Here is a 25,774-nt window from a genome sequence, read left to right as displayed (position 1 = left end):
TATCCATCGGGTATCATCGACGTGTCATGTCCCCTCAGCCCGAGCACGACCCCGCCGCCTGCCGCGCGCCGCGCCACCGCCGCGTGCAGCACCTCGTGACCGCCGATGAGGGCTCGCTCGCCGAGCTCGAGGCCGTGCTCGCAACGCTCCCGCTGTGCTCGACCGGCCGCGTGTTCATCGAGGTGCCGGATGCGTCGTGGATCGGCACGATCGCCGCGCCGGCGCGCATGACGGTGACGTGGCTCGACCGCTCGCGGCGCAGCGGCGCCCCCGGCAGCGGTCGCGGCTGCGCGCCCGGCCAGGCCGTCGCACGCGCCGTCTCCGCGTGGGCGCAGGAGATGCTCGACGAAGGCGACGCGACGCGCGTCATCCTCCTCGGCGGCTACCTCGGCACGGCCGACATCGTGGACGAGCTCGTCGAGCGTCGCGGCATGGCGCGCGAGGCGATCCACACTCCCGAGCGCTTCGGTCTCGCCACCGCGCGCTGACCCGCCCCTCTCACACGGCGTCGCGTGGCACGTAGTTGCCGTCGGCGAGTCCCGCCTCGATCTCGAAGCGGTTGCGCAGCGGATCGCGCCCGGCAACCCAGTACAGCAGCGGCATGAGCATGCCGAAGCGGCGCCACTGGCGTGCGTGCACCCGCTCGTGGCGCAGGAGGGCGCGCGTAACCGGCGCGTCGCCGGTGAGGAAGCACGCGCCGACGGTCGTGCCGCCGCGCGGGTAGGTCCACGACGGCATCCCGCGGAAGATCCACATGCCGTCGCGGCGTTCGACGCGGCCGGTGCTCCACAGCCCGCCCCACACGAACCCCACGACCGTGCCGTAGATGTAGCCCGCGAGGCTGATCGGGGAGTCCAGCAGCGGTCCGGGGATGAGGTTCTCGATGACGCGGCCGCGCTTCACGGCGCGCTCGGCTTCCTCGCGCCAGCCGGGCGGGGGAGCGGCGATCATGCGACGGCTCCCACGAGCCGCAGGATCGCGCCGAGGTCGTCGACGGCGGCGTCGGGGGAGGGCGGGGCGAACCCGGCGATCGTCGCGCCGGCGATCGGCACCGAGGCCTTCAGCCGCTGCAGCGACGCGACGAGGTCTGCGACGCGCACGCCGAACGGGATCGCCCACGACGATCCGGTGAACTCGGCCGGGTCGAGCGCGTCGAGGTCGATGTGCACGTAGACGCGGGAGGCGCCGGTCGCGGCGACCTCCCGCGCGAGCGCGCCGGGGTCGGCGAGGGCGTCGGCCGGCAGGTCGCGCAGCGGCGAGGTGGCGAGCTCGACCTCTTCCGCCGGGTCGCGCTCGCGGGCGCCGACCACCACGACGCGCTCGGGCGCGACCAGCGCGCGGGGCGCCGCATCCGGCACGCCGCCCAGCAGCGCGCGCAGCGTCATGCCCGCGAGGGCGCCCGAGGGCGAGCTCTCGGCGTCGTTGAGGTCGGGGTGGGCGTCGATCCACACGACCGCGAGGTCGTCGGCGCCGTCATCTCCGGCGACGTGGGCGACGCCCGGGAGGGTGATGCTGCAGTCGCCGCCCACGAGCACGACACGATCGGACGACGACGCCAGCGCGTCCTCGACGGCGGCGGCGATGCGGCGCACCGCGCTCATGCGATGGATGCCGGTGCCCTGCGCGTCGCCCGCTTCCAGCGGCACGTCCAGCACGATCGTCGCGCCGCGGGGCAGGTCGCCCGCGATCGCCTCGGCCCCGTCGCGCAGCAGCATCGCGCGCGGTGCGGGGGAGCCCTGCCATTGCGGCACGACGACGAAGCGCGTCATCCGCTCATCCTCTCTTCCGGAACGCCGAAAGTGCACCCTGCGGCCGAGACCGCTCCGTCGGGGGAGCGGTCTCGGCGCGAGGGTGCACTTTCGCGGATCAGACCTGGTCGGGGCTGGCGTTCAGCGCCTGCGGCTGCGCCTGCTGCTGCCCGGCGGTCAGCTGCCCGCCCGACGAGCCCGCCTTCAGCGCGGCCAGGCGCGCCTCGACCTCGGTGAGCTCGCCGACGTCCTCGAGCTGATTGAACTGCGCGTCGATCGTCGAGGCGGCCAGCTCCTGCTTGCCGGCGGCGAGCGCCTCCTCGCGACGGATCTTGTCCTCGAAGCGGCCGAGCTCGCTGGTCGGGTCGAGCACGTCGATCGACTTGACCGCGTCGTGGACCTTGTTCTGGGCCTCGGCGACCTTCGCGCGGGCGAGCAGCTCGCTGCGCTTGGACTTCAGCTGCTCGAGCTTGGCCTTCATGCCGTTCAGGCCGTCCTTGAGCTTGTCGACGACCTCGGTCTGCGACGCGATCGTCGGCTCGGCGGTCTTCGCCTCGTTCTCCGACGTGATCTGCCGCTGCAGCGCGATCTTGGCGAGGTTGTCGAACTTGTCCGCCTCGACGGCGTTGCCCGCCGAGCGCAGCTCGTCGGCCTTGCGGCTGGCGGCGAGCGCCTTGTTGCCCCATTCGGCCGCCGCCTGGACGTCCTCCTGGTGGTCGCGCTCGAGCAGGCGCAGGTTGCCGATCGTCTCGGCGATGGCCGACTCGGCGTCGGCGATGGAGTTCGTGTAGTCGCGCACCAGCTGATCGAGCATCTTCTGCGGGTCCTCGGCCTGGTCGAGGAGCGCGTTGATGTTCGCGCGCATGAGCGTGGAGATACGACCGAAGATGGACTGCTTGGCCATCGGGGTTCCTTCCTGTGGACCTCGGGATCCGAGTCTTTCGAGGTTAGCTACGAGTTGTCTGTGTCGGAACGGATGCGGCGGACCTCAGAAGCGCCCACCTCCCCGCCGCGACCGCGATCCGCCGCCGAAGCCGCCGGCGCGGAAACTGCCGCCGCCGCTGCGCGAGCGGCTGCCGCCCCGCGAACCGCCGAAGCCGCCGCCGAACCCGCCGCCGAAGCCCCCTCCGCCGAAGCCCCCTCCGCCGAAGCCGCCGCCCCAGCCGCCCGAGCGCCGCGACGACCCGCCGGACAGCGCATCGCCGACGATGCCGCCGAGCACCGCGCCGAGGAAGCTGTCGGTGCCGCCGCCGCGCGAGCCCAGGCCCGTCTCGGGCATCGCGAAGCCGCCGACGTCGTTGCGCGCGGACTGGATCGCGCGCGCCGCCAGGTCGTCGGCGCGCTGCGCCTCGGCGAGCGCCGCGTCGGGGTCGGCGGTCCGCAGCCCCTGCGCGCGGACGAGGGCCGCGCCGGCCTCCGACAGGCGCGTGCGCGCCTCCGTTCCGATCGCCCCGCGGCGCGAGGTGATGAAGCTCTCGGCGGCGGAGACCTGCGCCTGCGCCTGCGCGATGGTCGCGTCCAATTGCTGCCCGACGCGCTGCGCGCGGGCGGCCGCGTCGCGGACGGCCTGCACGACGCCGTCGATCTCGCGGTCGGCCTCCTGCAGCTCCTGGAGGGTCTGCTGCGGGCGGCGCGGCGCGGACTGGAGCCGGGCGCGCGCGGCGTCGACGCGGTCCCGCGTCGACGCGACGACGGGCGCGATCCGCCCGTCGGGGTCGGGCATCGCCTGCGCGGCGGCGATGTCGTCCTCGATCGCCGACGCGAGGGCGCCGGCCTGGCGCTCCGCCTCGGCGAGGTCGGTGGCGAGCGTCGTGATCGCCGTCTCGAGGAGCTTCGCCTGCCCGACGGCCTCCTCGGCGCCGCGGATGGCGACCGCCGCCTCGCCGGTGTCGGAGGAGGCGAGCGCGGCTTCGGCGGCGGCGATCCGCTCGTCGGCGAAGGCGAGGCGCGAGCGTGCCTGATCGACGTTCCCCTCGACCGCGGCCAGGGCGTCCGGCGCGTACGCGGCGGCCAGCGCGCGCAGCTGCGCGTCGGCGCCGTCGAGGGCGGATGCGGCGGCCGCGCGATCGCCGCGGACGCGTTCCAGGGCGCCCGGCGCGTCCTGCTCGAGCTTGCGGAGCTCCGCGAAGGTCGCGGACTTCTCCTCGAGCGTCGCGTTCGCCGTGCGGCACAGCTCGACGATCTGGGCGTTCCACGCCCGCACCTGCTCCTCGGTGTCGGGGGTGCCGTCGTCGAGCTGCTGCTGCAGCGTGAACGCCTGCGTGAGCGCCTCTCGCGCGGCGCCGAGCGCCTGCGAGAACTCGTGCGTGGCCTCATCCCCGTACTGCGCGGTGGCGAAGCCGAGCTCCTGCTCGCTGGCGCGGATGGCGTCGTCGGTCGCGACGAGGGCCGACGCGGCCTGGCGGCGCAGGTCCTCGGTCGAGATCTGCGGGGCCGCCGCGTCCGTGCCGCCCGCGCCGACGCGCGCCTTTGAGCGGCGGCGCACCAGCACCACGATCACGACGATCACCGCGATGGCGGCCAGCACGAGGAGGATGAGCGTCAGCGGGCTGATCGCCGCACCCGCGCCCGCGCCGCCCGCGCCGGAGGCGCCCCCGCCGCCGACCGCCGCCGTCAGGCCGTTTGCGGCCGCCGTGATCGCGCCCGCCCACGCACCGTCCTGCAGGGCGGGGATGATGCGGTCCTGCTCGATGTCGCCCAGCTGGCTGCCGGACACCGGCCCGCTCGTGTCGCCGGAGAGATACATCTGCCGCGACTCGACGGCGATCGCGAGCACGTACTGGGTAGGGCCGAGCCCGTTGAGCTGCGCAGTGTCGTTGGCCCAGTCCTCGGCGGAGGACGGGTCGGTGAAGTCGTCGACGTACACCACCCACAGGTCCAGGCCCGTGTCGGCTTTGAGGCCTTCGAGCCGCTGCTGCGCCTGCGTCTCCTCGCCCGGGGAAAGGATCTCGGCGTCGTCGAGGATGTAACCGGTGCCGAGCGGGACCGGCTCCGTCGCGGCGGCGGACAGGGCCGGTGCGACCACGAGCGCGAAGACGACCGCGACGATCGCGAGCACGCGCGCGCCGGCTCCGGGACGGGCGGACTTCGGCGTGTGAGCGGCCACCGTCCGAGTCTATGCAGGGCCGCGCATACGCGGATAGGCGTTGCGCTGCGGCCCCGGCGTGGTCCACGGGCGGCGCGCGCCGCGCGGGTTAGGGTCGGTCGTTCGAGGAGGCGCGATGGACGATCGGTACGGGAGCGATGTGCTCGCGGCGGGTTGGCGCGAGCGGGGCAGGAAGACCGTCCCCACCGTGCCGGCCGAGCGCGACCTCGTCGTCGAGGTCGCGGGCGACGGCTGGGTCGGCGCGGTGACGAAGGTCGCGTCCGGGACCGTCGAGCTCGAAGACCGTCGGGGCCGGCGCCGCCTGTTCCCGCTCGGCGGCGGGTATCTCGTGGACGGCGAGCCGGTCGTGCTCGCGGCGCCCGCATCCGCCGCGCCCGCGGCTCCCCGCCGGACGGCCTCCGGCTCGTTCGCCGTGGCGGACGCCCGGGCGCGCGTCGCGCGCCCCAGCCGCATCCTCGTCGAGGGCAGGCACGACGCCGAGCTGGTCGAGAAGGTGTGGGGCGACGACCTGCGCGTCGAGGGCGTGGTCGTGGAGTTCCTGCAGGGTGTCGACCTGCTCGCCGAACTCCTCGAGGCCGAGCCGCCGTCGGCGGAGCGCCGCTACGGCGTGCTCGTGGACCACCTGGTGCCCGGGTCGAAGGAGACGCGCATCGCCGAGGAGGTGCTGCGCAGCCGGCACGGCGCGCACGTGCGGATCGTCGGGCATCCGTACGTCGACGTGTGGCAGTGCGTGCGCCCCCAGGCGCTCGGCATCCCGCGCTGGCCCGACGTGCCGCGATCGGTGGAATGGAAGGTCGGGGTCTGCCGGGCGCTCGGATGGCCGGCGCGCGACCAGACCGACATCGCGCGGGCGTGGCAGCACATCCTGAGCAAGGTGACCTCGTACCGCGACCTCGAGCCGGCCCTCCTCGGCCGGGTCGAGGAGCTCATCGACTTCGTCACCGCCTGACCGCCGCTCCCGTCACGGCGCCCGCCGCGGCCTCCGGCACGGCTCCTGGGTAGCCTGGAGCACATGCCCGACACCCCCGACGCCGCCCCCGGCGCGCTCGCCGCGCCGCGCTTCCGCGACAAGCCGGTGTCGTTCGTCCGCCGCAGCGGCCGCATGTCCGACGGCCAGGAGCGCGCGTGGGCGGAGCTGTCGCCGACGTACCTCCTCGACGCCCCGCGGGATGCGGCGGCCACCAGCGTGCTCCCGGGCTCCACGATCGATCCGGCCGTCGTGTGGGGGCGCCGCGCCCCGCTCGTCGTGGAGATCGGCTCGGGGCAGGGGCACGCGATCGTGCACGCGGCCAGCACGACCCCCGACCGCGACTTCCTCGCCGTCGAGGTCTTCAAGGCGGGCCTGGCCCGCACGATGCTCGACGCCGACCGTGCGGGGGTGCAGAACCTGCGGCTCGTCGAGGCCAACGCCCCCGAGGTGCTCGAGCACCTGCTGCCCGCCGCATCCGCCGCCGAGGTGTGGGTGTTCTTCCCCGACCCGTGGCACAAGAACAAGCACACCAAGCGCCGGCTCGTCGCCCCCGACTTCGCGCCGCTCGCGGCCCGCGTCCTCGCCTCGGACGGCACGCTGCGCCTCGCGACGGACTGGGAGGACTACGCCCGGCAGATGCGCGACGTGCTCGACGCGTCGCCGCTGTTCGCCCGCGCGTTCGCGGGGGAGTGGGCCGACCGCTTCGAGGGCCGGGTCATGACCGCGTTCGAGCGCAAGGGCATCCGGGCGGGGCGCGCCATCCGCGACCTCGCGTACCGGCGCGTGGACGGATGAGCGCGCACGCGGCGCCACCGCGGCTGCACCGCCGCACGAGCGCGTGGGGGCTGATCCCGGCGCTCCTGGTGAGCGCCGCAGCGCCGGCGTTCTTCGTCGTGCGCGTGCCGTGGCTCGGGTGGGTGCTGCTGGCGGCCGGGCTCGTCGGCGCGCTGCTCGTCGACCGGCGGGCGGATGCGGCGGCGCTGCGCCGTCACGCCGACGACGAGCCGCCGAGCCTCCTGCGCGACCTCTCGCTCATCGCGGTCGGGCAGCTCATCGTCAGCGCGATCCCGCTGAAGGCCGAACTCGACAACCTCGCGATGCTGCGGTTCACGGTCGCCCTGGGCGGTGCCGTCGTCGTGCCCTACGTCGTGTCGCGGTGGGTGTACCGCGACCGCGCGATCCGCTTCCCGTGGCGCGGCGGCGGGCGCTGGGCGCGGTGGCAGTGGGCGTGGCTCGTCGCCGTCCTCGCGCTCGGGTGGCTGATCCTGCCGTTCTACTTCATCACGTCGGGCGTCTACCAGAACTGGCCGGTCGTGGACACGCCCGACCTCATCGCGCGCCTGTTCGTCGGCGTCGGCGCGGTCGGCATCTGGGACGAGCTCTTCTTCATCTGCACCGTGTTCGCGCTGCTGCGCCGGCACTTCCCGGTCTGGCAGGCGAATCTGCTGCAGACCATCGTGTTCGTGTCGTTCCTGTGGGAGCTATCAGGCGTGGGGCCCGGCGCTGACGATCCCGTTCGCCCTCGTCCAGGGGTTCCTGTTCCTGCGCACGCAATCGCTCGGCTACGTCGTCGTCGTCCACCTCCTCTTCGACGCCGTCGTGTTCGGCGTGCTGGTCCACGCGCACAACCCGGGGCTCGTCCCGCTGTTCCTCGTGTGATCCACACGCTGTCCGGAGCGCCTGGACAGGAGATCGAACAGCATCGCTGGGCAAACGGATAGGAACTTCCAAGGCATGCCCGCGAGGCCCGGAATCACGCGGCTCCGCGACATCGGGGTGGAGGTGCGAGCGGGCGCTCCGACCGTGTCCGCCTCGCGTCGCCCCGGGCACGCACGCACCCTATGCCATGATTCCGATGCCGGTCGCGCCGAGTTGTCAAGACGCTGCGAAGCGCGCACCGGGCATGTGCACCATTGGTTTCGAGCTCGCCAGCGCTGATCGGGCCGCGTTCGACGTCACCAGCGCGTCACACGCGGTTCACCTCGTGGGAACCCTCCGCTGACACGATGCGAGCCAGGCCCCGCGAAAGGTTTCCGAGTGAGCGCTCCGAGTGACCGGTCGGCGACCATCCGTCTCCCGCTGCGCCCGGCGCGCGCGCCGCGCATCGTGCGGCTGGCGCAGCTGTGGCTCGCCGACGTGCTCCGCGCCCCGCGCGGCGTCGTCCCGATCGTCCGCCGCGACTTCACGAGCGTGCTCACGCTGTGGGTCGTCGCCCGGGCCGTCAACTTCACGATCCTGTGGGGCTTCTACGTCATCTCGAAGGCCGCCAAGTGGGGTTTCGGGTCGGACGACCAGCACGTCAAGACGTTCCTCGACTGGCTCACCGGGTGGGATGCCGACCGCTACCTGACGATCTCGCAGTTCGGGTATCCCGACCGCCTGCCGGTGAACCAGTTCGGCGACATCCTCCCCAACAACTGGGCCTTCCTGCCGGTCTTCCCCTACCTCACGCGCTTCGTGCACGACGTCACGGGGCTCTCCGACCAGTTCGTCGCCGTCGCGCTCGCGACCCTCGCGAGCCTCGGCGCGACGTGGATGCTGTTCGTCCTGCTGCGACGCGTCACGAATCCCCGCGCGGCCTGGTGGGGTACGACGTTCTTCTCCTTCGCGCCGCTGTCGTTCGTCTACGTGCTCGGCTACAGCGAGGGGCTCGCCCTCTTCCTCACCTTCGCCGCCCTCATCCTCGCGATCGACCGCAAGTACGTCTGGATCGCACCGCTCGGCGCACTCGCCGCCTTCACGCGGCCCGGCGCGCTCGCGCTGGCCGGCGCGCTCGCCGTCATCTTCATCGTGCGGATGCTGCGCCGCCGCACCGATCCGTTCCCGCCCGCGCAGGTGCTGGGGCTGATGTTCTCGGGCCTCGTGACGGCGGCGGCCGGCAGTGCGTGGAGCGTCATCGCCGAGAAGGTCACCGGGGTGCCCAACGCCTACATCCGCACCGAGCTCGGCTGGTGGCTCGGCGCGGTCGGCAACGACCCGTTCGTGCCGTTCACGCCGTGGTTCCGCCAGGCCGGCACCCACCTCGGCGTCTTCGGGGTCGTCCTGGTGATCGCGCTCATGGTGGGCTTCGTGCTGCTCATGTGGTCGCGGCCGGTGCGTCGGCTCGGGCTCGTCGTCGTGTCCTACACGCTCATGTACGGCCTGTACCTCTTCGCGGTCTTCCTGCCGCAGAACTCCACGTTCCGGCTCATGGTTCCGCTGTCGCCGCTGCTCGGCGACGACCGGTTCAGCTCCACGCCGCGGCGACGCAACGGCATCCTCATCGGGTGCATCGTGCTCCAGGTCGTGTCGGTCTGGACGCTCTGGGCGATCAACCACCCGTGATCGCCCGCGCCTCTCGCGCGCGCCGCGGCCGCTCGGCCATGATGGCAGCATCCGCCGAGTCGAGAGGTCGTCCGTGGCTGTGCAGCGCATCCCCGACACGCCGGAGGTGCGAGCCCAGCTCGACCTCGCGCAGCAGGAGGGCCTGAGCGCGCTCGGCCTGAAGGCGGGCACGGTCGAGGTGTGGGAGGACGGCTACCGCGCCGCATCCGCCGCCGACTCGACGTTCGAGTGGTGGTACTTCGACTGCGAGTTCGAGGACGGCTCGACCCTCGTCGTGACCTTCTCCAACAAGCCGCACACCGACCCGGGAGGGCCGCTCACCCCGACGGTGCTCGTGATCCGGCGCCACGCCGACGGCTCCCGCAGCCACGTCGAACCGGTGTTCGCGGCGGCGGACTTCGCCGCCGCCACCGACCGGTGCGACGTGCGCATCGGCCCGAACACCGTGTCGGGCGACCTCGACGCGTACGATCTGCACATCGAGGTCGACGGGCTCCGGGCCGACGTGCGCATCGAGCGGCAGGCGCCGTCGTGGCGCCCCGGCGCCGGCATCACCTACTTCGACGCGCACAAGAAGCACTACCTCGCGTGGGTCGTGCCCGTGCCCTACGGCACCGCGACGGCGACGATCGAGGAGGACGGCGTCACGAGCACCGTGCGAGGCACCGCGTATCACGACCACAACTGGGGCAACCACGTCATGGGTGCCTTCCTCGACCACTGGTACTGGGGCCGAGCCCACGTCGGCGACTACACGCTCGTCTACGTCATGATGACGACGAAGGGCCTGTTCGGCCTCGGGCAGCTCGAGATCCCCACGTTCTATCTCGCGAAGGGCGACCGGCTCGTCACCGACGACCTGCTGCCGCTGCGGCTGCTGACGACCGGCATCGTCGAAGGGCCGGGGCACCAGAGATACCCGTCGTGCCTCGAATGGACGTGGGAGCGCGGCGCCGAGACGATCCGCTTCACGGCCACGAACCCGCGCCTCATCGAGGCGCTCGACATGGCGCCGCACCGCTCGCCGGTGTCGGCGGTGCTGCACGCCGGGCAGCATCCGGAGTACTACGACTTCACCGCCGACCTCGACGTCGACATCCACGTCGCGGGCATCGACGACCACGTCATCGGAACGACCCTGTACGAGAAGATGATGTTCCGCTGACGCCGGGCACGCGCCGTTGCGCCCCGGCCGGCGTCGGGGCGCGCACGTGAGCGGTGATAGCCTCGTTCAGTCCGCCTCCGTAGCTCAGGGGATAGAGCGTTGGTTTCCGGTACCAAAGGTCGCAGGTTCGATTCCTGTCGGGGGCACCAGTAGGAACAAGGGATCGCGGTCTGACCGCGATCCCCTGCGTCTCGACGTACCGTAGGCGTAGGGCGGTCGCTTCGCCCCAGCGGACACCGGTGTTCCCGAGGAACAGCACGAGCGTCGCGTTGTGGGGGAGCGGCGTTCGCAAGGGCCTCGACCTGCTGGTGCGTGAGGTAGCCGTGACCTTCGGTCGTGGCGGACACGGCGGGCGCGGAGGCGACGCTGCGCCGCTTCATCACGACGTTCGACGGCAAGACGATCACTGTACCCGTGCGGGGGTCGGCGGAGTGGACAGGTGCCAGTCGGGCTGGCGTTGGGATCATCCCGGGCGCCCCGTCGGAGCGCGACAACGTCGTCTACGCCCTGGGGACTGGCGAGTTCGTTACGCGGTGGCGTGTGGTCGCCGAGCCGCGTAACAGGGCCTGGCTGGAGTACATGAACGAGGGCGGAGTGATGCCTCCGCTTCGTGGGTTCGCGGGCGGTGGGTACGTCGACCGCGAACTGCAGTACATGTCGAGGGCCTCGGCGCCGCAAGTTATCGTTCAGCAGGAGAACGGTCTGGCTGCCGGCGATCGGTTGTCGCTCGTTGTCGGAGGTGAGCGGTTTGATGCGTACGTGCAGGCACAGGCGAGCTCCCTCGTCTTTACCCACGAGGCCGGGCAGGCCCGCTAGGCGCGAGGAAGTGTCGCGCCCGTGAGCACGGATGACGATCTGTTCATGGTCGACGAGGAAGCTGCCGAGGCCGAGGGCGAGGCTCGAGCGCTCGCTGTGCTGATCCTCACGCCCGGTGCGGCACCCGCGGATGAGGTGCGGCGGATGCTCGTCGGAAACCGGTTCGGCGGGGCACGCGACGGAGATCGCGGGGAACGCAGCTGACATCGCGGCCAAGGTCACGGTCGCGCAGACGCCCGTGCCCGATTGTATGGAGCCGATCACCCCCATCGGGGACTTCATCATGCGGACTCGTGTCGTGATCGAGGTGTGGGAAGCGGTCAACGCAGAGTCGCGAGACACCTGACCCCTCCAACACGACGGCCCCCGACTGCATCTTGGGCTGCGGTCGGGGGCTGTTTCGTCGTTGTGGAACAATCGCACGCATGCCGACGTTCCCATCGATGAGGGCGCAGGATCTTCAGCGCCTTCTGGAGCGGGAGTTTGGCTACCGCGTGCACGCTCAGAAGGGCTCACACAAGAAGCTACGGAGCGATAGGGGGTTTCCGAACCTCACCTTTGCGTTCCACGATGGGGTAGAGATTGCGCCAGGTCTTGTGCGTACAATCCTCACCAAAGAGGTCGGCCTGTCGGCTGAGGAAGCCGCAGAATTGCTTGGGATAGGGTGACCACATGCGTCAGATCATCATGACGATTCATCGGGAAGACGATTCCTGGTGGGCTGATTCACCCAGCCTGCCCGGCTTCTACGCTGCCGGCGACTCGATCGATGACCTCCGTGTGAACATCCGGGAAGGCGTCGCGTTCGAGCTCGACGACGCGCCTCACGCGATCGTCGAAACCTCGATCGAGGGGTGGAAGCCGTGGGCTGACGCGTCCTCGAGTGGCCAGGCTCTCATTTCGAGCTTCACGGAGCAGTTCGGGTACGTGCCGCAGAAGCGCCCGGCAGCACGCCCGCGCACGAATGCACCGCTGGCGCTGGCGTGAAGGTAAGCGTCTTCGTCGCTGACTTCGCGCAGGTCGACGACCGAGGCAAGCTCAGCGCTATCGGGATGGCCTGGAGCACGGTGGGCAGCCCTCTCCCGCCACACGGCATCGCCATCATTCTCGAGGTCGACTGGCACGAAGCTAATGAGCGTCGGTCTTTCGTTCTCGAACTGCTGGACGAGGATGGCGAGCCAGTATCCTTTGACGAATCAGGCGAACCCGCCTTGCGGTTGGAGGGTGGGTTCGAGGTTGGTCGCCCGCCAGGGTTGGCGAAGGGGACGCCTCTGTTCCAGGCCTTCGCGGTCAACATCCCAGGGGGATTGCCCCTGCCGGCTGGGCATCGCTACGAGTACCGCGTCTCTGTGGGCGAAGTCACTAGCGCAGCAGGCTTCGCTGTCATTCAGGTGGTCTGAGTCTGCCGAGCGAGGGTCAGAAGACCTCGGGAGGTCGAAACGCACACTTACGAGGCGCACGGCCTCGCGCACGCGGGAATCTGTGTCGGGGGTCCGGGCTACCGTTCGGGGCATGACAGATCTGGCGTCGATCCTGAACCATGCCCGTGCTCTCGAACTGACGGAGGACTCTGTTGAGACACCCGCGATCACCACAGCTCTCTCTGAGCTACGGGAGGAGATCGCGGCGCTCACCGGAGCGAGCGCTGAGGTCGCGATGTGGCTGCAGCTCGAGCACACCGCCGGGAGCATGATCGCCATTGCGGCGACGATGAACAAGCGCGGCGAGCAAGCCGGTAAGCCGTACCCGTTCGAGGCTGGCTGGCGTGCCCAGATCATCGACCGATACAACATGTGGGCGCACCAGTTCGTGACGCGCATCAACGACGTGATGGCCAACCGCGGGGACATCCCCGCGTACACCCGGAAGCTGCAGGCGTTCCGGGACGACACGGTCAACCGCACGCCGTGACGCGCTCGCCAGAGGGTGGCGACACGATCTGGCTCAGCCCGGAATCGCGCTGATACCCGGCCAGACCCGCGCGATCGCTGGTGACGAGGGAGAGTTCCGGTACCAAAGGTCGCAGGTTCGATTCCTGTCGGGGGCACCAGTAGAGATAAGGGATCGCGGTCTGACCGCGATCCCTTTCCCGTCACCTCCGTGGCTCAGGCCGGTGATGAGGTTGATCGCGACCGGCACCAGCCGGCGAGCAGCGCGACCACGAGACCGGCGATCGCCGAGATCCTCGCTTTCATCGACCGGTGGGACACCGTGCCTTTTCACCTCGTCCGGTGCGGCGGGAGGGGGATGTAGAGACCGGACCTCTCGGCGCGCACGGCCGCGAGCGTCCGGGAGGGGGCATCCAGCTTCGCGAGGACGTGCTCGAGATGCGCGGCGACCGTGCGCGGGGAGACGACGAGCGCGCGGGCGATCTCCATGTTGGAGCATCCCTCGATCACATGCCCCAACACCTCGAGCTCGCGGTGTGTGAGGCCCCGCAGACGCGGCGCGGGGGAGAGCAGCGCAATCCCGCACGCGACGCCCTCGAGATCCTGCTCGCCCGCCATCACGGTGGCGCGGACGTATCCGTCCGGCGACTCCCGTGCTCCGCGCGGCCACAGGAAAGTCGCGTAGTTCCGGCCCTCGCCGATGACGTCCCGAGCGACACCCACCAGTTCTGAATCGGCGCGGAGCAGCGGGTCGTCCCGCAGCCCCGGGACCCTGCTGACGTCGTTGTCCCGGAGGAGGATGACGCCGGCGCGGGCACCTCGGACCACCGCGGTGGGAGCTGCCAGCGAGCGGACCGGGTCGATGGCGGCCGCCAGCGTCGGCGCCCACCGTGTCAGCTGTCGACGCAGAGCCGGCGACGGCGGATCCGCGCGCCGGAACAGCAGCGTGAGGAAGCCGACGTGCCGGCCCCCCTCCCCGAACAGCGCGAGCGACAGCGCTTCGCGAAACCCTGCGGGCAGCAGGTGCTCCGCCCATGCCCGCAGGTCGGCCGACGAGGAGGGCAGGTCCGAGAGGCTGGTGGGCGCCCGGTCGCGGTCCGCTCCGGTGACCCGCATCTGTCGCGCCATGTGCGGATCGCTCAGGGAGCGGACGCTCGACCCCTCGAGATCGGCGCTCGCGAGCGGCGTGTACCCGCGGCCCCCGGGTTCGGCCAGAGCCATCCACGCGCCGTCGAACGGAAGGAGGTGGTGCAGCGCATCCAGCAGCGCCTGAGCGCGTTGGTGCACGGGGCCCGGGCGGGCCGAGATCTCCGCCAGCTGCAGTTCAGCATCGTGTGACACGGGATCGTCCACCTTTCGTTCGACGCCGACGTTCGCAGGGCCGTCGGGCCCCGTCGCGCCATGGCCTACCACGGCAACCCCGCCTTTCGCGACCTCCTGGTCAGCAGCTCATATCGGCAGTTCTGCCAATGGTGCGAGCCGGTCACCGAGGAGTGGCATGGACAGCACAACGAATCGGATGTCGACGCCTCATGCACGGGCGCGGCCCTCGCGTGAGGAGGCGAGAATGAGAGCTGTTGTCTACGAAGGACCGCGGCAGGTGTCCGTGAAGGACGTTCCGGATGCGCGGATAGAACGCGCCACGGACGTACTCGTGCGTATCACCACGACCAACATCTGCGGCTCGGACCTCCACATGTACGAGGGGCGCACCAGCTTCGAGACCGGTCGATGGTTCGGTCACGAGAACATGGGCGAGGTGATCGAGGTCGGCGACGGCGTCGACAAGGTCAAGGTCGGCGACCACGTCGTCCTGCCGTTCAACGTGGCGTGCGGTCACTGCAAGAACTGCGAGCGGGGGCTGACCAACTACTGTCTCACCGCTCAGCCGATCCCGGAATGGGCGGGGGCGGCCTACGGGTTCGCGGACATGGGGCCGTGGGCCGGCGGCCAGGCCGAGCTGCTGCGCGTGCCGTGGGGAGACTTCAACTGCCTTCGGCTCGGCGAGGACGCGGAGGAGAAGTCGGCCGACTACGTCATGCTCGCCGACATCTTCCCGACCGGCTACCACGCCACCGAGATGGCGGGGGTGAAGCCGGGAGACCAGACGGTCATCTACGGTGCAGGACCGGTCGGCCTCATGGCCGCGCTGTCTGCCACGATCCGAGGGGCGAGCAAGGTCATGGTCGTGGACCGGCACCCGGACCGCCTCCGGCTCGCCGAATCCATCGGAGCGATAGCCATCGACGACTCGCAGGTCGACCCGGTGCAGGCGGTCCTGGATCAGACCATGGGATTGGGCGCGGACAACGGCTGCGAGTGCGTCGGGTATCAAGCACACGACCCGCAGGGCGACGAGCAGCCCAATCTGACGCTCAACCGCCTGGTGGAGTCGGTGCGATTCACCGGGCGCATCGGGACGGTGGGTGTCTTCGTGCCCCAGGATCCGGGCGGGGCGGACGAACTCGCGAAGCAGGGACAGGTCGCCTTCGACATCGGGCTGCACTGGTTCAAGGGGCAGACCATGGGAACGGGGCAGGCGCCCGTCAAGAAGTACAACCGGCAGCTGCGCGACCTCATCGCGGCGGGCAAGGCGTCGCCGTCGTTCATCGTCAGTCACGAGCTGGCACTCGATGCCGCTCCCGATGCGTACGAGCACTTCGACAACCGCGACGATGGCTGGACCAAGATCGTGCTGAAGCCAGGAAAGGCGGCATGATCATGGCGGGCAAAGCGGCGGCAGCCGTCGGCGTCGGCGTGGCCGGTCTCGCCGTGGGTCTCGTCGCGCGCTCACTGGTCAAGAAAGAACGCGACTCCGATGGGGACGGACCGCACCCCGAAGGGTGGAAAGCGGTCAGCGTCCTCGGTGATGCGGAGGACTTCCAGCGCGACGGGTATCCCGCACCGCTCGCGCGTCTGGCGGAGGCCCTCGAGATCCGCATCGTTCCCGCTCCGGGAGACAAGGGCTTCGAGGTGCACGCCCGGGTGCGCGAAGACGCCGAGCTGCAGGACGACGATCCGAACCGGGCATTGCGGGAAGCGCTGCGCGATGCCAAGCAGATCTTCGAGACCGGCGAGATCCTCCGCGCGACGCCGAGACCGCACGGCGAGCGTCCACGCACGCTGCTGGGAAGTGCGGTCGACGAGGCAGAAGACGATGCGAAGGGCGAAGGTGTGCTGTGAGAGCTCTGTGCTGGACCGGGGTGAACGAACTGTCGGTCGAGAACGTCGAAGATCCCCGCATCCTCAACGCCCAGGACGCCATCGTGAAGGTGACCCTCAGTACGACGTGCGGGTCGGACCTCCATCTCCTCGGCGGGTACGTCCCGACGATGCGAGCGGGTGATGTGCTCGGACACGAGTTCATCGGAGACATCGTCGAGGTCGGCTCGGACGTCCGCACGCACAAGATCGGCGACCGCGTCGTGGTCTGCTCGTTCATCAGCTGCGGACGGTGCTGGTACTGCCGGAACGAGCTCTTCTCACTCTGCGACAACGGCAATCCGAACGCGGGCATCCCCGAGATGCTGTGGGGTCAGGCCCCGGGCGGATGCTACGGCTACTCGCACGCGCTCGGTGGGTGGGCCGGCAGCCACGCCGAGTTCATCCGCGTGCCCTATGCCGACCAGGGCGCCTTCCCGGTCCCCGACGGGGTCACCGACGAACGCGCCCTCTTCGCCTCCGATGCGGCCCCCACCGGGTGGATGGGAGCCGACCTCGGCGGCGTGAAGCCCGGGGACACCGTCGCCGTGTGGGGCGCGGGCGGCGTCGGTCAGATGGCGGCGCGCGCAGCGCTGCTGCTCGGCGCCGAGCGTGTCATCGTGATCGATCGTTTCCAGGAACGGCTCGCGCAGGCCGAACATGTCGTCGGCGCGGAGATCATGAACTACGAGACGAGCGAGGTGACCGCCGAGCTCCGCGAACTGACGGGCGGCCGCGGCCCCGACGTCTGCATCGAAGCGGTCGGGATGGAAGCGCATCGCGACGGTCCCGACTTCGCCTACGACCAGCTGAAGCAGCAGCTCCGGCTGCAGACCGACCGGCCCACCGCGGTCCGGGAGGCGATCTTCGCCGCACGCAAGGGAGGAAGCGTCTTCGTGCTCGGGGTGTTCGGCGGTTTCGTCGACAAGTTCCCGCTGGGGGCGGTGATGAACAAAGGCCTCACGCTCCGGTCGGCGCAGCAGCATGGTCATCGCTACATCCCGATGCTGCTGGACAGGATGGCCCGGGACGAGATCGCGACCGAGCACCTCGCGACCCACGTCCTGCCGCTCGACGACGGTCCCGCCGGATACGCCATGTTCAAGCAGAAGACCGACGGCTGCGTGCGGGCGGTGTTCCGGCCGTGAGTCGACGCGGGGCAACCGCGCGACGGGGGATCGAGGGATCGCGGTGCGACCGCGATCCCTCGTCACGTCAGGTCGGCGACGAGCCGGGTGACCCTCTCCTTGATCTCGTCGCGGATGCGGCGGACGGCCTCGATGCCCTGGCCGGCGGGGTCGTCCAGCTGCCAGTCTTCGTAGCGCTTGCCGGGGAAGATCGGGCACGCGTCGCCGCATCCCATCGTGATGACGACGTCAGACGCGCGCACGGCGTCGATGGTGAGGATCTTGGGCGCTTCGGCGGCGATGTCGATGCCCTCCTCCGCCATGGCCTCGATCGCGACCGGGTTGATCCGGTCCTTCGGCTCCGACCCGGCGGAGCGCACGTCGATGCGATCGCCCGCGAGGTGCTGCAGGTAGCCGGCGGCCATCTGGGAGCGGCCGGCGTTGTGCACGCACACGAAGAGGACGGTGGGTCGGCTCATGGGTTCTCGTTTCAGGCGGCGGCCGCGACGTGCGGGGCGAGGAGGCTGATTCGGCGGTGCAGTTCGGTGTAGGCGTCTTCGAAAGCGGCGGGCTCGGCCGCGGCGACGGGGTCGGGGATCGACCAGTGCAGGTCGCCCGTGAGTGCCGTCTCGTGCGCGTTGTCGCACACGGTGACGTAGAGGTCGCCGTCTTCGCGGACGTCGTCGAGGAGCCGGGGACGCGCGTTGTCCAGGTCCAGTCCATGACGTCGGGCGACGCCGAGCGCGCCCGGTGACACCGCAGCCGCCAGGACCGTGCCGGCAGAGGCGGCGGGGACGCTGCTCGCGTCGCGCCACAGGCGCTCGGCGAGCTGCGACCGGGCGGAGTTCGCGGTGCACACGAACACGACGCGCCGGGTCGTGAAAGGGGTGTCGGGGTTCAGGAAAGATGTGGCGGACGGCGTGAGACGCACGTAGGTGCGTCGTCGATCCCCTTCGGAACGGGTGCGAATGATGAGGCCCGCGTTCTGGAGAATCTTGAGGTGATGGGCCATCAGATTGGATGGCACCGAGAGGATGCGCTCGAGCTCCTTCGGCGCGAGGTCGCTGAAAGCGATCAGGTCAGTGATTTGCAAGCGCGTCGGGTCGGAGAGGGCGGCATGGACCGCCGCCCTCTCGGCGAGCGAACAGCCCGCTTTGCGCTCACTGGACATAGACTCAATGATGATTGACTGAACTGCGCGCTGTCAATGCGGCTCCATTTCGTCGTGTCAGACATGACCGCGTGGCGCTGAGACCGCGCTGACCGGCTCGGAACCCCCACAACGGGCGGGCGCGCCGCATTGGCACTCGTGGCTAGGCTCGGGCCGTTCCGGGGGGAAGCACGTGGCGCAGCAGCATGCAGGGTGGATGTCGGTCGTTCGGCGGGGATGGCGGGGGACGGTCGTCGTCGGTGCCGGGGTGGCGCTCGCGGTCGGTGCCACCGGATGCGGCGGGATGAGCCGAACGGCGGAGCCCCATCCGTTCTCGGCGGCCGGCGAGCGCCGGGCGGGCGCACACGAGGAGCGCCCGACACCGACACCGACACCGACGATCATCGAGACCGACGTCGTGACGACCGAGCCGGTGCCGTTCGAAGCGACGACGGTCGAGGACGCCGCACTGCCGTCCGGTCAGCAGCAGGTCACGACGGCGGGGCAGGCCGGTGAGCGCACGATGACGTACCGCGTGCGCACCGTCGACGGCGTCGAGGTGTCGCGCGAGCTCGTCTCCGACGTCGTGTCGCGCGCGCCCGTGACCCAGGTGACGTCGATTGGCACGTACGTCGCCCCGCCGCCACCACCGCCCGCGGCGCAGGCCGCGAGCGGCTGCGACGGGAACTACGCCGACGCGTGCGTGCCGATCGCGAGCGACGTGGACTGCGCGTGGGGAAGCGGCGATGGCCCGGCGTACTTCGACGGGGTCGCGCGGGTGGTCGGTTCCGACGTGTACGACCTCGACCGCGACGGCGACGGGTACGCCTGCGAGCGCTGACCAGGACGACGATCCACGCGGCGGCGGTGACGATCAGGATGCCCGCGCGGGGAGCGGAGTCTCTGGCTCAGGAGGCGGAGTGCCGCTCGTCGCCGCTGTCGATGACGCCGATGCCCACCGCCTCGTGGTCCGGCTCGGCGTCGTCGGGCTTCGGCGCCTTCGGCTCCTGGCCCGGGTCCTTCTCCGTGCTCGGCTCCTCGAGCTCCTCGGGCGTGGGCTCCTCGTCGGACGGCGCCTCGGTGCTCGGCTGCTCCGTGCTCGGCTGCTCCGTGCTCGACTGCTCCGTGCTCGGCTGCTCCGTGCTCGACTGCTCGTCGGCGCCCTCCGGCGCGGAGTGGTCGGAAGTGGGCTCGTCGCTCATCGCGTGCTCCTGTCTCGGTGGTTCCGCGCTCAGCGTCGCACCCGACCGCGCCGGTCGGCACCGGCTTGACGTCGGCCCCGCGCGCGAATCCAGTTGAGGCGCGAGAATCCATCCGCACCGGGATCCTCGCCGGCTGCACAGGACTCTCGCGGGCCGGGGCGGATGCGGCGTAGCACAGGGGGCGTGCGAGGGGAGCCCCCTCCACGGGCCGCGCGGACCGGTGGCACAGTGTGCGGCATGACCGCACCCCGCCCCCTCCGCCTCGACGACTCCCTCTCCCTGCTGCTGCGCGGCTACGGGTTCGGCGCGCACGTGTGGCGCCGGGCCCGGGCGGGCGCGCGGGCCGTGCCGTTCCGCCTGCTCGGACGCGACGCGCTGCTCGTGCGCGGCGCGGAGGGCGTCGACACCTTCTACGACGAGTCGCGCGTGCACCGTCACGGGGCGATGCCCGCGTTCATCCAGGAGAGCCTGTTCGGACACGGGTCGGTGCACTCCCTCGACGGGCCGACGCACCGGCACCGCAAGGCGACCTTCGTCGAGGTGCTCTACGACGACGCCGAGGTCGAGCGGCTCGTCCCGCACCTCGAGCGGGAATGGGCCGCCGCGGTCGAGGGATGGCGTGCCGGAGCATCCGCGTCCGCGTACGACGCCGCCGTCGACGCCCTCGGGCGCGCCGTGATGCGCTGGGCGGGGATCCCCGGCACGCCCGCCGCTCACGCGCGGTGGGCGCGCCGCCAGGCGCAGATCGTCGACAGCTTCGGTCGGCCCCATTCGCCCGGCTACCTCCTCGCGCTCGCGAACCGCCGGTGGTCCGACCGTCACGCCGAGCGTCTCATCGACGCCGTTCGTCGCGGGCGGCTGCATCCGGAACCCGGCACGGCGATGTACGCGTGGGCGTGGCACCGCGACCGGGTCGGGCGCCTGCTGCCGTCGAAGACCGCGGGGGTGGAGCTGCAGAACAGCTTCCGCCCCATGATCGCGGTCTCCCGCTTCGTCGCGTTCGCCGCGAAGGAGCTGCACGACCGCCCGGCGTGGCGCGACCGCATCGCCGCCGAGACGGCGGAGCGCGGGCGCCTGGTGGGCGGCGAGCTCGCCACGATGTTCGCGCAGGAGATCCGTCGCACGGCGCCGTTCGTGCCCCTCCTGCCGGGGTGGGCCGTCGTCGACGTCGAGCTCGACGGCCAGCGCGTCGGGGCGGGTGGCCGCGTCGTGCTCGACATCCTCGGCACCGACACCGACCCGGCGTCCTGGGAGGATCCGGATCGCTTCGATCCCGAGCGCTTCCGCGGCGTCGGCCCCGCCTACGAAGAGCTGCAGGCGTTCATCCCGCACGGCGGCGCGACGGTCGCCGACGGGCACCGCTGCCCAGGCGAGAAGCTCGCCATCGCGGGCCTGTCGGCCGCCGTCGCCGCGCTCAGCGACCCGGGCGTGCGCATCGCGGGCCGGGGACTCGGCGTCGACCGCCGACGGATGCCGACACGGCCCCGGTCGGGCGGCCGGGTCGGACCGGCCGCGGGCGGGCGCTGCCCCTTCCACTGACCGCTGAACGAAAGACGTCGGGGGTCCTCCGCGTCGACGGAGAGAGGGGCATCATCCTCGTCGACGCGTCGGACCCCCGACGCCGGTCGGCCGCGTGGTCAGGCCTGGCCCGTCACGTTCTCGCGGGCTTCGCGCGTACGGTCGGCGATGTCGGATGCGGCGCCCGACGCTTCGTCCTTCACTTCCGAGACCGCTTCGGCAGCACGGTCCTTCACGGCGCTCGCCGCCTCCTGCGCCGGCTCCTTCAGGTGCTGACCGACCTCCTTCGCCGCGTCCGCCGCTTCGTGGACGAGGGGCTGCGCGCGCTCCTTGAGCGTCTCGGCTGCGTCCTTCTCCCTGCTCGATGCAGGGATGAGGGATGCGGCGACCAGTCCGACGCCGAACGCGATCAGGCCGACGGCGAGCGGATTGCCCTGCGCCTTGTCGGCGACCGTGCGGCCGGCGTCCCCGATCCCCGACGCCACGGAGGCGCCATGGTCGGCGATCGAGGATCCGGCGTCGTCGGCGGCGCCCATGATGCGCTCGCGGATCGACCGCAGCCCGCCGGTGATCTTGTTCTTCTCGCGCTGGACGATCTTCGACGGGGTGACCTTGTCGGCCAGTGCGTCGACGTCCGAACTCAGCTCGCCCCGGGTCCGATCGATCTCGGCCCGGATCTGCTCCGGTGACTCGCTCATCTGTTCTCCTCGTTTCTCTTCACGGCGTCGGGGATGCGCTTGACGGTGTCGACCGTCTGCGGGACGCCTGCGATCTTCTTCATCTGGGTGCGTCCGATGACGAACAGCACGAGGGCGACGACGCCCCACAGCACCGCGACGATCACGGCCGACCAGCCCAGCCCCACGAGCAGGCCCAGGGCCCACCACAGCGCGACCGACAGGAAGAACACGGCCATGAGCGCGGCGTACCCTGCCCCGCCCAGGAGTCCTGCGCCCTTCCCGGCACGCGACGCCGACTGGCGCAGCTCAGCCTTCGCGAGCTCGACCTCCTGGCGGATGAGCGTCGACAGGTCGCGCGTCACCTCGCCGAGGAGGTCTCCGAGCGAGGTCGTCGCCGCTTTGGCCTCAGAGGGGGTCGGATCGGACATCGCCGCTCCCCTCGACCGTGCGACCCTCCGCGTACGCCGCACGCGTCTGGTCGTAGACCGGGGCGCCGACGTCGCTCGCGCCGAGGCCCTCCGTGGCCGACGGCGTGACGGCGCTGGTCACGGGCGGCGGCACGTCGGCCGCTGCCGCCACCGGCTCGGTCGAGTCGCTGCTCTCCTTCGCGCCCTCCGTGAGCGCGCGGGTCAGGCGGCCGGCTGCGAGGCCCGCGAGCGCCGCGACGGCGATGAAGACGCCGGGCTGGCGACGCGCGTACGCCTTGACCTCGGTCAGCAGCGACGCCGGGTCGCGGTCGGCGAGCCAGCCCGCCGCATCCGAGACGCGCGTGGAGACCTGCCGGACGAGATCGCTCGCGACGCCGGGGCTGTCGGAGGCGCCCGACATCGACTGCAGCTCGTCGCCGATGCTGCGCAGACCCTCGGCAACCCGCTGCTGCTGGACGCCGGCCTGCTCCTTCAGTTCGCGCTGCGTCTGGGCGAAGAGATCCTTCGCCTGGCTCTTCGCCTCGGCGGCCACACCGCGCGCCTCGGACGACGCGGTGCCGACGACATCGCCGGCGTGACCGGCGGCCGTGTCGGCGATCTCTCCCGCTTCATGGGTCGCCGTGCGGACGGGGCCGGACGACGAGGGCGAGTTCGCGGAGCCGGGTGTTCCGGCGCCGCTCCCATAGCTTTCGGACATGTCATTCCTCTCGACGAGCCGGTCGGGGGGACCGGAGTCCGACAGGTGTACGTCCGCCGCGCACCGATCGTCGCGCGGGTTGACCGCCCGGAGCCGGTGTGTCATACGCGCGGCTCCGCGCGGCCGTTCCCTCAGATGTCGTCGCCAGGGTTCTTGCCCTCGTCGACGGCGTCCTCCGCGGCGTCCTCGGCGGCACCGCCCTCTTCCGGCGACTCCGATCCGGTGCTCGCCGCGCTCGTGTCGCGTGCGCCGTCGTCGTCCTGCTGCCCGCCCGCTGCGGTGTCCGTGTCGTCGCTCATCAGCGTCCCTTCGTCGTGACGGCCCCACTCCAGCGCTCGCGCCCGCACGCGCACAGGGGGTTGCGCTTCCCGGGTGAGGGGTGGCGGATGCGGCGGCGGCCGAGCACGATGGGCGGATGGACGATGCGACGGGGCTGCGCAGCTGGACGGGATGGATCCGCCACGAGGACCGGGTCGCGTACGCCGCGTACCTCGAGCGCACCGGTATGGCGGCGTACCGCGCGACCGAGGGCAACCGCGGCGCATGGGCGGTCATGCGCGACGCCGACGACGGACGCACCGAGGTGCGCACGCTGTCGCTGTGGCGCAGCCGCGAGGACATCGCGGCCTTCGCGGGGGCCGACATCGAGCGCGCGGTGTTCTATCCGGAGGATGACCGCTTCCTCGTCGGGCGCGACGAGACGGTGGAGCACTTCGACGTCGTGTGAGTGGGAGCCACGCGCCGGCGTGTCAACGCGGCGGTCTCCCAGCCGCCCCTCCTCTACGCTCGGATCATGAACCGCCGTTCCGACGATTCGTCCGACTGCCATAGTCCCGGCGCCCGCGTGACCGCGGGCGCGTCCCCGCTCGCCGAGGGAGCCCGGCGATGAGCGGCGACCTCCTCCTGAACATCGCGCTCGTCGTCGTGTTCGTCCTGGTCGGCGGCGTCTTCGCCGCGACGGAGATGGCCCTCGTCACTCTCCGAGAGAGCCAGATCAACGCCCTCGCGGCCCGCGGCAGGCGGGGCCAGAAGGTCGCCGACCTCGCGCGCAACCCCAACACCTTCCTCTCGGCGGTGCAGATCGGGGTCACCGTCGCCGGCTTCGCCTCCGCGGCCTACGGCGCCTCGTCCATCGCGCCGGCCGTCGCCCCCCTCTTCGAATCGTGGGGCTGGTCGCGCGAGGTGTCCTCCGCCGTCGCCACGGTGGCGCTGACCCTCGTCATCGCCTATCTGTCGCTCGTGCTCGGCGAGCTCGTGCCCAAGCGGCTCGCGATCCAGCGCAACGCGGCGTTCGCGTATGCGGTGGCTCCGCCGCTGAACGGCTTCGCGCGTCTGATGAAGCCGGTCATCTGGCTGCTGTCGGTGTCGACCAACGCTCTCGTGCGTTTGCTCGGCGGCGACCCGGACAAGACCGGCGAGGAGCTCAGCGACGACGAACTGCGCGACATCGTCTCCAGCCATCAGGGCCTGCCCGAGGACGAACGACGCATCCTTGACGACGTACTCTCGCTGCGCGATCGCCAGATCAGCGAGGTCATGCGCCCACGCCCGGAGGTGCAGGCGCTCGACGGGCAGAGCACGATCGGCGAGGCCGCCGACCGCATCCGCGACCTGCCGTACTCGCGATATCCCGTCGTCGACCAGTCGATCGACGACATCACGGGCTTCGTGCACGTGCGCGACGTGCTGGAGGCCGCGGCCTCCGACCCGCAGGCGCGGCTCGCGACGATCGTCCGCAGCATCACGTACCTGCCGTCCACCGCCCGCGTGCTGCCGACCCTCACGGGCATGCGCGCGGCGGGGCAGCAGATCGCCGTCGTCGTCGACGAGTACGGCGGCACCGACGGCATCGTCAGCCTCGAAGACCTCGTGGAGGAGGTCGTCGGCGAGATCTTCGACGAGTACGACACCGATTCGGCGCCCGGGCATCTCACGGCCGAGGGGGGCCTCGTCGACGGACGCCTGAACCTCCAGGACTTCGAGGAAGCGACCGGCCTCGCCCTGCCGCGCGGGAGCTCGGACACCGTCGCGGGGTTCGTCGTGGAGCGCCTCGGGCGCCTCGCGCGCGTGGGCGACACCGTCGAGGTCGAGGGCGCCGTGCTGCAGGTGACGCAGATGGACCGCCGCCGCATCGCCGAGCTGCGCGTGTCGGCGCGCCCGGCCGAGTCGGCGGACGCCGCGGCTGCCCCTGGTCCGTGACGCGGACGCGCGCATGCGGGGGACGCCCCGGGTCCGCTGGCTCAGCGTGTCGGCGGGTGCGGGCAGGATGAGCGCATGACGCGCTTCGCCATCGACGCCGCAACCGCGCACCGCCTCATCCGGGAGGGCCGGACCGTCGCCGAGCCCCATCGCCTGGTCGGCCCGGCCGTGCTGCGATCGGACGTCCTGGACGCGCTCTATCGGGAGGCCCGCGGCGCCCGCTTGGCGCGCGCGGACGTGCGGGAGCTGCTCGACCGGCTCGCGCAGCTGCCGATCCGCCTCCTCGGCGACCGGGTGTCGCGCGCGGCAGCCTGGGACATCGCGGTCGAACAAGGGTGGGAGCGGATCGGCGTCGCCGAGTACCTCGCGGTCGCCCGGCTGCAGGCGGATGTCCTCGTCACCGATGACCCCGTCCTCATCGAGGCGGCCGAGGGCATGGTCGTCGTCGCGCCCTTCGACGACCTGCCCACGTCGGCCGACCCGCGTGCCACACCGCTCGCGAGCGAGGACTGACGCGCAAGGCCGGCGGCCGATCTCGACCTGATCGGCCGCCG

The 25,774-nt window shown here is 71.3% G+C and carries 30 protein-coding genes, 1 tRNA gene and 1 pseudogene; 20 read left to right on the top strand and 12 right to left on the bottom strand.

What is annotated here, in order from left to right:
- Nucleotides 1-26 precede the first annotated feature (26 nt).
- Nucleotides 27-488 carry an SIP domain-containing protein gene (locus EI169_RS12060; protein ID WP_125132549.1) on the top strand — a complete coding sequence of 154 codons (462 nt, stop codon included), beginning with the start codon at nucleotides 27-29 and terminating at the stop codon, nucleotides 486-488.
- Nucleotides 489-498: 10 nt separating this feature from the next.
- Here the strand turns inward: EI169_RS12060 and EI169_RS12055 are convergent, their stop codons facing one another.
- The 4 genes from EI169_RS12055 to EI169_RS16930 form a co-directional block, all read right to left on the bottom strand.
- Nucleotides 499-951 carry a Fe-S oxidoreductase gene (locus EI169_RS12055; RefSeq protein WP_125132548.1) on the bottom strand — a complete coding sequence of 151 codons (453 nt, stop codon included), beginning with the start codon at nucleotides 949-951 and terminating at the stop codon, nucleotides 499-501.
- Entirely contained in the window at nucleotides 948-1,769 is an 822-nt protein-coding gene (locus tag EI169_RS12050; protein ID WP_125132547.1) for an arginase family protein, read from the bottom strand. Before EI169_RS12050 ends, EI169_RS12055 begins: the two co-directional genes overlap by 4 nt.
- 97 nt (nucleotides 1,770-1,866) lie before the next feature.
- Entirely contained in the window at nucleotides 1,867-2,652 is a 786-nt protein-coding gene (locus EI169_RS12045; protein ID WP_125132546.1) for a PspA/IM30 family protein, read from the bottom strand.
- An 84-nt stretch (nucleotides 2,653-2,736) separates the two neighbouring features.
- Complete coding sequence (locus EI169_RS16930; RefSeq protein WP_164515495.1) at nucleotides 2,737-4,854, bottom strand: TPM domain-containing protein; 2,118 nt, start codon at nucleotides 4,852-4,854, stop codon at nucleotides 2,737-2,739.
- 115 nt (nucleotides 4,855-4,969) lie between these two features.
- On the opposite strand from EI169_RS16930, the gene EI169_RS12035 reads away from it, so the two are divergent.
- The 11 genes and pseudogenes from EI169_RS12035 to EI169_RS11980 all read left to right on the top strand — a co-directional run bounded on the left by EI169_RS12035 (nucleotide 4,970) and on the right by EI169_RS11980 (nucleotide 13,040).
- Nucleotides 4,970-5,803 (top strand): DUF3097 family protein, encoded by an 834-nt coding sequence (locus EI169_RS12035; protein ID WP_125132545.1) that lies wholly within the window; start codon nucleotides 4,970-4,972, stop codon nucleotides 5,801-5,803.
- A gap of 63 nt (nucleotides 5,804-5,866) precedes the next feature.
- Complete coding sequence (trmB, locus tag EI169_RS12030) at nucleotides 5,867-6,619, top strand: tRNA (guanosine(46)-N7)-methyltransferase TrmB (protein WP_125132544.1); 753 nt, start codon at nucleotides 5,867-5,869, stop codon at nucleotides 6,617-6,619.
- A pseudogene (locus EI169_RS12025) lies at nucleotides 6,616-7,483 on the top strand (CPBP family intramembrane glutamic endopeptidase). The gene trmB and the pseudogene EI169_RS12025 overlap by 4 nt, the downstream one beginning before the upstream one ends.
- A 378-nt stretch (nucleotides 7,484-7,861) precedes the next feature.
- Entirely contained in the window at nucleotides 7,862-9,148 is a 1,287-nt protein-coding gene (locus tag EI169_RS12020) for a hypothetical protein (RefSeq protein ID WP_125132543.1), read from the top strand.
- Between the two features lie 73 nt (nucleotides 9,149-9,221).
- Nucleotides 9,222-10,313 carry a hypothetical protein gene (locus EI169_RS12015; RefSeq protein WP_125132542.1) on the top strand — a complete coding sequence of 364 codons (1,092 nt, stop codon included), beginning with the start codon at nucleotides 9,222-9,224 and terminating at the stop codon, nucleotides 10,311-10,313.
- 73 nt (nucleotides 10,314-10,386) lie between these two features.
- Nucleotides 10,387-10,462 (top strand) — tRNA-Arg (locus EI169_RS12010).
- Nucleotides 10,463-10,649: 187 nt separating this feature from the next.
- Nucleotides 10,650-11,129, top strand: coding sequence for a hypothetical protein (locus EI169_RS12005; protein WP_125132541.1), 480 nt, complete (start codon nucleotides 10,650-10,652; stop codon nucleotides 11,127-11,129).
- Nucleotides 11,130-11,150: 21 nt separating this feature from the next.
- Nucleotides 11,151-11,333, top strand: coding sequence for a hypothetical protein (locus EI169_RS12000; RefSeq protein WP_125132540.1), 183 nt, complete (start codon nucleotides 11,151-11,153; stop codon nucleotides 11,331-11,333).
- Nucleotides 11,334-11,801: 468 nt separating this feature from the next.
- On the top strand, nucleotides 11,802-12,116 hold the full coding sequence (locus EI169_RS11990; RefSeq protein WP_125132538.1) for a type II toxin-antitoxin system HicB family antitoxin: 315 nt from the start codon (nucleotides 11,802-11,804) through the stop codon (nucleotides 12,114-12,116).
- Nucleotides 12,113-12,529, top strand: coding sequence for a hypothetical protein (locus tag EI169_RS11985; RefSeq protein ID WP_125132537.1), 417 nt, complete (start codon nucleotides 12,113-12,115; stop codon nucleotides 12,527-12,529). Before EI169_RS11990 ends, EI169_RS11985 begins: the two co-directional genes overlap by 4 nt.
- Before the next feature lie 112 nt (nucleotides 12,530-12,641).
- On the top strand, nucleotides 12,642-13,040 hold the full coding sequence (locus EI169_RS11980) for a hypothetical protein (RefSeq protein WP_125132536.1): 399 nt from the start codon (nucleotides 12,642-12,644) through the stop codon (nucleotides 13,038-13,040).
- Nucleotides 13,041-13,348: 308 nt separating this feature from the next.
- On the opposite strand, the gene EI169_RS11975 is transcribed toward EI169_RS11980, so the two are convergent.
- Entirely contained in the window at nucleotides 13,349-14,359 is a 1,011-nt protein-coding gene (locus EI169_RS11975; protein ID WP_125132535.1) for a helix-turn-helix transcriptional regulator, read from the bottom strand.
- Nucleotides 14,360-14,672: 313 nt separating this feature from the next.
- On the opposite strand from EI169_RS11975, the gene EI169_RS11970 reads away from it, so the two are divergent.
- From EI169_RS11970 to EI169_RS11960, 3 genes are read left to right on the top strand one after another with little or no spacing between them, the layout of a single operon-like run.
- Nucleotides 14,673-15,737: a glutathione-independent formaldehyde dehydrogenase gene (locus EI169_RS11970; RefSeq protein WP_240640431.1), complete on the top strand. Its 1,065-nt coding sequence runs from the start codon at nucleotides 14,673-14,675 to the stop codon at nucleotides 15,735-15,737.
- Nucleotides 15,734-16,201 (top strand): hypothetical protein, encoded by a 468-nt coding sequence (locus EI169_RS11965; RefSeq protein WP_125132533.1) that lies wholly within the window; start codon nucleotides 15,734-15,736, stop codon nucleotides 16,199-16,201. The genes EI169_RS11970 and EI169_RS11965 overlap by 4 nt, the downstream gene beginning before the upstream one ends.
- Entirely contained in the window at nucleotides 16,198-17,367 is a 1,170-nt protein-coding gene (locus tag EI169_RS11960) for a zinc-dependent alcohol dehydrogenase (protein ID WP_125132532.1), read from the top strand. Before EI169_RS11965 ends, EI169_RS11960 begins: the two co-directional genes overlap by 4 nt.
- A 62-nt stretch (nucleotides 17,368-17,429) precedes the next feature.
- On the opposite strand, the gene EI169_RS11955 is transcribed toward EI169_RS11960, so the two are convergent.
- Both EI169_RS11955 and EI169_RS11950 read right to left on the bottom strand, forming a co-directional pair.
- Nucleotides 17,430-17,825, bottom strand: a complete 396-nt coding sequence (locus EI169_RS11955; RefSeq protein WP_125132531.1) for an arsenate reductase ArsC — start codon at nucleotides 17,823-17,825, stop codon at nucleotides 17,430-17,432.
- A gap of 11 nt (nucleotides 17,826-17,836) precedes the next feature.
- On the bottom strand, nucleotides 17,837-18,517 hold the full coding sequence (locus EI169_RS11950) for a helix-turn-helix domain-containing protein (RefSeq protein ID WP_125132530.1): 681 nt from the start codon (nucleotides 18,515-18,517) through the stop codon (nucleotides 17,837-17,839).
- 283 nt (nucleotides 18,518-18,800) lie between these two features.
- Here EI169_RS11950 and EI169_RS11945 point away from each other — a divergent pair, with 283 nt between their 5' ends.
- Nucleotides 18,801-19,337 (top strand): G5 domain-containing protein, encoded by a 537-nt coding sequence (locus EI169_RS11945; RefSeq protein WP_125132529.1) that lies wholly within the window; start codon nucleotides 18,801-18,803, stop codon nucleotides 19,335-19,337.
- 67 nt (nucleotides 19,338-19,404) lie between these two features.
- Here EI169_RS11945 and EI169_RS11940 read toward each other — a convergent pair whose 3' ends face one another.
- Nucleotides 19,405-19,698: a hypothetical protein gene (locus EI169_RS11940; protein ID WP_125132528.1), complete on the bottom strand. Its 294-nt coding sequence runs from the start codon at nucleotides 19,696-19,698 to the stop codon at nucleotides 19,405-19,407.
- A 237-nt stretch (nucleotides 19,699-19,935) separates the two neighbouring features.
- Here EI169_RS11940 and EI169_RS11935 point away from each other — a divergent pair, with 237 nt between their 5' ends.
- Entirely contained in the window at nucleotides 19,936-21,237 is a 1,302-nt protein-coding gene (locus EI169_RS11935) for a cytochrome P450 (RefSeq protein WP_125132527.1), read from the top strand.
- Nucleotides 21,238-21,335: 98 nt separating this feature from the next.
- On the opposite strand, the gene EI169_RS11930 is transcribed toward EI169_RS11935, so the two are convergent.
- The 4 genes from EI169_RS11930 to EI169_RS16630 form a co-directional block, all read right to left on the bottom strand.
- Nucleotides 21,336-21,914, bottom strand: coding sequence for a DUF3618 domain-containing protein (locus tag EI169_RS11930; protein ID WP_125132526.1), 579 nt, complete (start codon nucleotides 21,912-21,914; stop codon nucleotides 21,336-21,338).
- Nucleotides 21,911-22,324, bottom strand: coding sequence for a phage holin family protein (locus EI169_RS11925; protein WP_125132525.1), 414 nt, complete (start codon nucleotides 22,322-22,324; stop codon nucleotides 21,911-21,913). Before EI169_RS11925 ends, EI169_RS11930 begins: the two co-directional genes overlap by 4 nt.
- Nucleotides 22,302-23,021 carry a hypothetical protein gene (locus tag EI169_RS11920; protein ID WP_125132524.1) on the bottom strand — a complete coding sequence of 240 codons (720 nt, stop codon included), beginning with the start codon at nucleotides 23,019-23,021 and terminating at the stop codon, nucleotides 22,302-22,304. Before EI169_RS11920 ends, EI169_RS11925 begins: the two co-directional genes overlap by 23 nt.
- A gap of 131 nt (nucleotides 23,022-23,152) precedes the next feature.
- Nucleotides 23,153-23,320 (bottom strand): hypothetical protein, encoded by a 168-nt coding sequence (locus tag EI169_RS16630; protein ID WP_164515494.1) that lies wholly within the window; start codon nucleotides 23,318-23,320, stop codon nucleotides 23,153-23,155.
- Nucleotides 23,321-23,436: 116 nt separating this feature from the next.
- On the opposite strand from EI169_RS16630, the gene EI169_RS11915 reads away from it, so the two are divergent.
- From EI169_RS11915 to EI169_RS11905, 3 genes are all read left to right on the top strand, one after another.
- Nucleotides 23,437-23,748: a hypothetical protein gene (locus EI169_RS11915; protein WP_240640430.1), complete on the top strand. Its 312-nt coding sequence runs from the start codon at nucleotides 23,437-23,439 to the stop codon at nucleotides 23,746-23,748.
- A 158-nt stretch (nucleotides 23,749-23,906) separates the two neighbouring features.
- On the top strand, nucleotides 23,907-25,220 hold the full coding sequence (locus EI169_RS11910; RefSeq protein ID WP_125132523.1) for a hemolysin family protein: 1,314 nt from the start codon (nucleotides 23,907-23,909) through the stop codon (nucleotides 25,218-25,220).
- Between the two features lie 75 nt (nucleotides 25,221-25,295).
- Nucleotides 25,296-25,733 carry a hypothetical protein gene (locus EI169_RS11905; RefSeq protein ID WP_125132522.1) on the top strand — a complete coding sequence of 146 codons (438 nt, stop codon included), beginning with the start codon at nucleotides 25,296-25,298 and terminating at the stop codon, nucleotides 25,731-25,733.
- Nucleotides 25,734-25,774 lie beyond the last annotated feature (41 nt).

The sequence above is a fragment of the Microbacterium sp. 10M-3C3 genome, assembly GCF_003931875.1.
GTDB lineage: Bacteria > Actinomycetota > Actinomycetes > Actinomycetales > Microbacteriaceae > Microbacterium.
The sequence above is the reverse complement of the archived record's forward strand: the minus strand, read 5'-3'. Positions and strand labels throughout refer to the sequence as shown.